The following is a 6,534-nucleotide window of genomic DNA, read 5'->3' as shown; positions in this document are numbered from 1 at the left end:
AGCCGGGGCGGGGAGGGGTGGCGCTGTTGACTGGAGCTATTCACGCCGACAGGATGTGAATAGAGGTCAAGCAAACGCCCCCAGGAGGCAGCCGGCATGCCAGGTCCCCGCCCCGTCCGCTCCCCCCGCGGCACCGAACTCACCACCGCCGGCTGGCAGCAGGAAGCCGCCCTGCGGATGCTGCAGAACAACCTCGACCCCGAGGTCGCCGAGCACCCCGACAAGCTCGTCGTCTACGGCGGTACGGGGAAGGCCGCCCGCGACTGGCGTTCCTTCGACGCCATGGTCCGCACCCTCCGCACGCTCAAGCAGGACGAGACGATGCTCGTCCAGTCCGGCCGCCCCGTCGGCGTGATGCAGACCCACGAGTGGGCCCCCCGCGTCCTGATCGCCAACTCCAACCTCGTCGGCGACTGGGCGAACTGGGAGGAGTTCCGCCGCCTGGAGGCCCTCGGCCTGACCATGTACGGGCAGATGACCGCCGGCTCGTGGATCTACATCGGCACCCAGGGCATCCTCCAGGGCACCTACGAGACCTTCGCCGCCGTCGCCGCCAAGCGCTTCGGCGGCACCCTGGCCGGCACCATCACCCTCACCGCCGGCCTCGGCGGCATGGGCGGCGCCCAGCCCCTCGCGGTCACCATGAACGAGGGCGTCGCGATCTGCGTGGACTGCGACCCCCGCGCCATCGAGCGCCGCATCGAGCACCGTTACCTCGACGTCCGCGCCGACTCCCTCGACCACGCGCTCCAGCTGGCGGTGGAGGCCCGCGACGCCCGCCGCCCGCTGTCCATCGGCGTGCTCGGCAACGCCGCCGAGGTGCTGCCGAAGCTGCTCGCCATGGGCGCGCCCATGGACGTCGTCACCGACCAGACCTCCGCCCACGACCCGCTGAGCTACCTGCCCGTCGGTATCGCCTTCGACGAGATGGCGGATCAGGCCGCCAAGGACCCGGCCGGCTTCACCACCCGTGCCCGCGAGTCGATGGCCCGCCACGTGGAGGCGATGGTCGGCTTCCAGGACGCCGGCGCGGAGGTCTTCGACTACGGCAACTCCATCCGCGGCGAGGCGCGACTCGCGGGCTACGACCGGGCGTTCGCCTTCCCCGGCTTCGTGCCCGCGTACATCCGGCCGCTGTTCTGCGAGGGCAAGGGACCGTTCCGCTGGGCGGCCCTGTCCGGCGACCCGGCGGACATCGCGGCCACCGACCGCGCCGTCCTCGACCTGTTCCCGGAGAACGAGTCGCTGGCCCGCTGGATCAAGCTGGCCGGTGAGCGGGTCAAGTTCCAGGGCCTGCCCGCCCGCATCTGCTGGCTCGGCTACGGCGAGCGCGACAAGGCCGGCGAGCGGTTCAACGACATGGTGGCGAGCGGCGAGCTGAAGGCCCCGGTGGTCATCGGCCGCGACCACCTGGACTGCGGCTCGGTCGCCTCCCCCTACCGGGAGACCGAGGCGATGCTCGACGGCTCCGACGCCATCGCCGACTGGCCGCTGCTGAACGCCATGGTCAACGTGGCCTCCGGCGCGTCCTGGGTGTCGCTGCACCACGGCGGCGGCGTCGGCATGGGCCGCTCGATCCACGCCGGCCAGGTCACCGTCGCCGACGGCACGCCGCTGGCCGGGGAGAAGATCCGCCGGGTCCTCACCAACGACCCCGGCATGGGCGTCATCCGCCACGTCGACGCCGGCTACGACATCGCCGAGACGGTGGCCGGCGAGCGCGGCGTCCGCGTCCCCATGCGCGAAGGCGACAGCGGGGGCGACCACGAGGGCGCCGGCGGGGGCGAGGGCGCGTGAGCGTGCCGAAGGAGTCCGCCGCCGTGCCCAAGGGCGCGTCGTTCCACGAGATGTGGCGGGACCTGGCCGGCATCGCCCGGGACCGCTCCTCCGGCGGGTACCGCCGGTTCGCCTGGACGGCGGCCGACGGCGACTGCCGGGCCTGGTTCCGCGAGCAGGCCGAGGCCCGCGGCCTGGCCGTGGAGACCGACCGCAACGGCAACCAGTGGGCATGGCTGGGCGATCCGTCGGCCGGGGACGCCGTGGTGACCGGCTCCCACCTGGACTCCGTCCCGGACGGCGGCGCCTTCGACGGACCGCTGGGCGTGGTGTCCGCCTTCGCCGCGCTCGACGAACTCCGGGACCGGGGCGCCCACTTCGGCCGCCCCTTCGCGGTGGTCAACTTCGGCGACGAGGAGGGCGCCCGGTTCGGGCTGGCCTGCGTCGGCTCCCGACTCACCGCCGGACTGCTCACCCGCGAACAGGCGCACCGGCTCACCGACGCCGACGGCGTCACCCTGCCCCGCGCCATGGAGGCCGCCGGGCACGATCCGGACGCCATCGGCGCGGACCCCGAACGCCTCGGCCGCATCGGTGCGTTCGTGGAACTGCACATCGAGCAGGGCCGCGCCCTGGACCTGACCGGCGACCCGGTGGGCGTGGCGAGCGCGGTCTGGCCGCACGGCCGCTGGCGGTTCGACTTCCACGGCGAGGCCAACCACGCGGGCACCACCCGCCTGGCCGACCGCCGCGACCCGATGCTGCCGTACGCCGAGACCGTCCTCGCCGCCCGCCGCGAGGCGACGCGCGCGGGCGCCGTCGCCACCTTCGGCAAGGTCGCCGTCGACCCCAACGGGGTGAACGCCGTGCCCTCCCTGGTGCGCGGCTGGCTGGACTCCCGCGCCGCCGCCCAGGAGGCCCTGGACGACGTGGTCGGCGCCGTGGAGCGCGCCGCCCGCGCCGCCGCCGAGGCGCACGGTGTCCGCCTGGAGGTGGCCCGCGAGTCGTTCACCGGCGAGACCCGCTTCGACCACGCGCTGCGTGACCGCCTCGCAGCCCTGCTCGGAGGCGAGCGCGGGCCCGCTCCCGTCCTGGGCACCGGCGCGGGACACGACGCCGGAATCCTCGCCGGGAGCATCCCCACCGCCATGCTGTTCGTGCGCAACCCCACCGGCGTCTCCCACTCCCCGGCCGAGCGGGCCGCCGAGGACGACTGCGTCACGGGAGTGCGCGCCCTCGCCGACGCCCTGGAAGGACTGGTCCGCGCGTGACCCACCCCGACACCGGCCGCCCGGGCCGCTCCCGGGCCTACTGGCTGGAGCACGCCCTCCTCACCGCCGACGGCCCGGTCCGCTCCGGCGTCCTGGTGGAGAGCGGGGCGGACGGACGGATCACCGCCGTCACCGAGGACACCCCCGCGCCGCCGCCCGGCGCGGAGCCGCTGCGCGGCCTCACCCTCCCCGGCCTGGCCAACGCCCACTCGCACGCCTTCCACCGGGCACTGCGCGGCGTCGTCCAGGCCGACCGCGGCACCTTCTGGACCTGGCGCGAGGTGATGTACCAGGTCGCCGGGCGGCTCGACCCGGACTCCTACCTGGCCCTCGCCCGCGCCGTCTACGCCGAGATGGCGCTGGCCGGCATCACCGCCGTCGGCGAGTTCCACTACCTGCACCACGCCCCCGGCGGGTCCCGCTACGACGACCCCAACGCCATGGGTGAGGCGCTGATCGAGGCCGCCGCCCAGGCCGGCGTCCGGATCACCCTGCTGGACACCGCCTACCTGTCCTCCGGCTTCGGCGAACCCCCCACCGGGGCCCAGCTGCGCTTCAGCGACGGCGACGCCGAGGCGTGGGCCGCCCGCGCCTCGCTGCTGAAGGAACGCGACCACGTCACCCTCGGCGCGGCCGTCCACTCCGTGCGCGCCGTCCCCGCCGGCCAGCTGGCCCAGGTCGCCCGCTGGGCCGAGGAACGCGGCGCGCCGCTGCACGTCCACCTCTCCGAACAACCCGCGGAGAACGAGGCCTGCCTGGCCACCCACGGCCGCACCCCGGCCCGGCTGCTCGCCGACCACGGCGTCCTGGGCCCGCGCACCACCGGCGTGCACAACACCCACCTCACCGACGAGGACATCGCCCTGATCGGCGGCTCGGGTACCGGTACCTGCATGTGCCCCACCACCGAACGCGACCTCGCCGACGGCGTCGGACCGGCGCCCGCCCTCCAGCGGGCCGGGTCGCCGCTCAGCCTCGGCTCCGACAGCCACGCCGTGATCGACCTGTTCGAGGAGGCGCGCGCCCTGGAGCTCGACGAACGGCTGCGCACCCGGATCCGCGGCCACTGGGGCGCCGGAGCGCTGCTGCGCGCCGCCGGGGCCGACGGCCACGCCGCCCTCGGCCGCCCGGAGGCGGGCACGCTCGCGCCGGGCGCGCCGGCCGACTGGACGACCGTCGCCCTGGACACCGTCAGGACCGCGGGGCCGCCGCCCGAGCGCGGCGCCGAGACCGCGGTATTCGCCGCGACGGCCGCGGACGTGCGCCACACCGTGTGCGCGGGCCGCCACGTGGTCCGCGACGGGGCGCACACCCTGGTCCCCGAACCCGCCCGAGAACTGGCGACGGCCGTCGCCCACCTGCGCACAGGACGAGCATGAGCACCCCTCCCAGCACCCCTGCCGACACCGCGACGACCAGCACCCTGATCGACAACGTCGCCCACCTGGTCACCAACGACCCCTCCCTCGGCTCCTCCTCGGACGGCTCACCGCTCGGCGTGATCCGCGACGCGGCCGTCGTGATCGAGGGCGACCGCGTCGTGTGGACCGGTATGTCCAGGAAAGCACCCGCCACCGACAACCGGGTCGACGCCCAGGGACGCGCGCTGCTGCCGGGGTTCGTGGACTCCCACACGCATCTGGTCTTCGCCGGCGACCGCACCGAGGAGTTCAACGCGCGCATGTCCGGCCGGCCCTACACGGCGGGCGGCATCCGGACCACCGTCGCGGCCACCCGCGCGGCCGGCGAGGCCGAGCTGGAGGCCAATCTGGTGCGGCACCTGACGGAGGCGCTGCGCCAGGGCACCACCACCGTGGAGACCAAGTCCGGCTACGGCCTCACCGTCGAGGACGAGGCCCGCTCGCTGAGGATCGCCGCCCGGCACACGCCCGAGGTCACCTACCTCGGCGCGCACATCGTCGCCCCCGAGCACGCCGACGACCCGGCGGCCTACGTGGAGCTGGTCACCGGCGAGATGCTGGACGCCTGCGCCCCGCACGCCCGCTGGGTCGACGTCTTCTGCGAGCGCGGCGCCTTCGACGGCGACCAGGCCCGCGCGATCCTCACCGCGGGCCGGGAGCGCGGCCTGGTGCCGCGCGTGCACGCCAACCAGCTGGGGCACGGCCCCGGCGTACGGCTGGCGGTGGAGATGGACGCGGCCAGCGCCGACCACTGCACCCACCTGACCGACGCCGACGTGGACGCGCTGGCGAGCTCCGGCGGCCGGACCGTGGCCACCCTGCTGCCCGGGGCGGAGTTCTCCACCCGGGCCGAGTGGCCCGACGCGCGGCGGCTGCTCGACGCCGGGGTCACCGTCGCCCTGTCGACGGACTGCAACCCGGGATCGTCGTACACCTCGTCCATGGCGTTCTGCGTGGCGCTCGCCGTGCGGGACATGGGCATGACCCCCGACGAGGCGGTGTGGGCGGCCACCGCGGGCGGCGCGGCGGCGCTGCGCCGCGCGGACGTCGGACGCATCACGCCCGGCGCCCGCGCGGACCTGCTGCTGCTCGACGCGCCCAGCCACGTGCACCTGGCCTACCGGCCGGGCGTCCCCCTGGTGGCGGGGGTGTGGCGGGGCGGCGTCCGCGAGGTATGAGGCCCCCGAAGCTCCCCACACCCGGCGGTGGCGCTACTCCTCGCCGGTGAGGCCCTCACGCAGCTTGACCAGCGTCCGGGACAGCAGCCGGGAGACGTGCATCTGCGAGATGCCGAGCTCCTCGCCGATCTCGGACTGGGTCATGCCGGCCGTGAACCGCAGCGAGAGGATCTTCCGCTCGCGGGCCGGGAGCCCGGCGATCAGGGGCTTGAGCGACTCGATGTACTCGACGCCCTCCAGATCGTCGTCCTCGTAGCCGATGCGGTCCGCCAGGGCTCCCTCGGAGTCGTCCTCCTCGGGCTGGGCGTCCAGCGAGGAGGCCGTGTAGGCGTTGGAGGCGACCATGCCCTCCAGCACGTCCTCACGGGAGATCCCCAGGTGCTCGGCCAGCTCGCCGACGGTCGGCGCGCGGTCGAGCCGCTGCTGCAGCTCGTCGGTGGCCCTGGCGAGGTCCAGCCGCAGCTCCTGCAGCCGGCGCGGGACGCGCACGGACCAGGAGGTGTCGCGGAAGAAGCGCTTGATCTCGCCGATGATGGTCGGCATGGCGAATGTGGGAAACTCCACACCGCGGCTCAGTTCGAACCGGTCGATCGCCTTGATGAGGCCGATGGTCGCGACCTGGATGATGTCGTCCATCGGCTCGCTGCGGGAGCCGAACCGGGAGGCCGCGAACTTCACCAGCGCAAGGTTCAGCTCGACCAGCGTGTTGCGTACGTAGCTGTGCTCCGCGGTCCCTTCCTCGAGCGACTCCAGCCGCTCGAACAGGGCCCTGGAGAGGGCGCGGGCGTCGGCCGCGCGCACTCCCGCGTAGTGCGGGATCTCGGGGAGGCCGTCCAGCAGGCCGGCCGGATCCGCTGGGGGAGCGGTGCCGGCGGGGCCGTGCGGCGG

Annotated in this window: 5 protein-coding genes; 4 read left to right on the top strand and 1 reads right to left on the bottom strand. The window is 74.7% G+C overall.

From position 1 onward, the window contains the following. Positions 1-96: 96 nt before the first annotated feature. From hutU to hutI, 4 genes are read left to right on the top strand one after another with little or no spacing between them, the layout of a single operon-like run. On the top strand, positions 97-1,797 hold the full coding sequence (gene hutU / locus ACOV8S_RS00250) for a urocanate hydratase (RefSeq protein ID WP_448315153.1): 1,701 nt from the start codon (positions 97-99) through the stop codon (positions 1,795-1,797). Positions 1,798-1,847: 50 nt separating this feature from the next. Beyond that, entirely contained in the window at positions 1,848-3,047 is a 1,200-nt protein-coding gene (locus ACOV8S_RS00245; RefSeq protein ID WP_448315641.1) for an allantoate amidohydrolase, read from the top strand. Next, the gene (locus ACOV8S_RS00240; protein WP_448315151.1) at positions 3,044-4,426 is read left to right on the top strand and encodes a formimidoylglutamate deiminase; all 1,383 of its coding nucleotides are present in this window, start codon (positions 3,044-3,046) and stop codon (positions 4,424-4,426) included. Before ACOV8S_RS00245 ends, ACOV8S_RS00240 begins: the two co-directional genes overlap by 4 nt. After that, positions 4,423-5,646: an imidazolonepropionase gene (gene hutI, locus ACOV8S_RS00235; RefSeq protein WP_448315149.1), complete on the top strand. Its 1,224-nt coding sequence runs from the start codon at positions 4,423-4,425 to the stop codon at positions 5,644-5,646. The genes ACOV8S_RS00240 and hutI overlap by 4 nt, the downstream gene beginning before the upstream one ends. Positions 5,647-5,679: 33 nt before the next feature. Here the strand turns inward: hutI and ACOV8S_RS00230 are convergent, their stop codons facing one another. Then, on the bottom strand, positions 5,680-6,486 hold the full coding sequence (locus ACOV8S_RS00230) for an RNA polymerase sigma factor SigF (protein WP_448315639.1): 807 nt from the start codon (positions 6,484-6,486) through the stop codon (positions 5,680-5,682). Between the last annotated feature and the right edge of the window lie 48 nt (positions 6,487-6,534).

Source organism: Streptomyces sp. CO7 (assembly GCF_053474865.1).
This window is presented reverse-complemented; position numbering and strand designations above follow the sequence as displayed.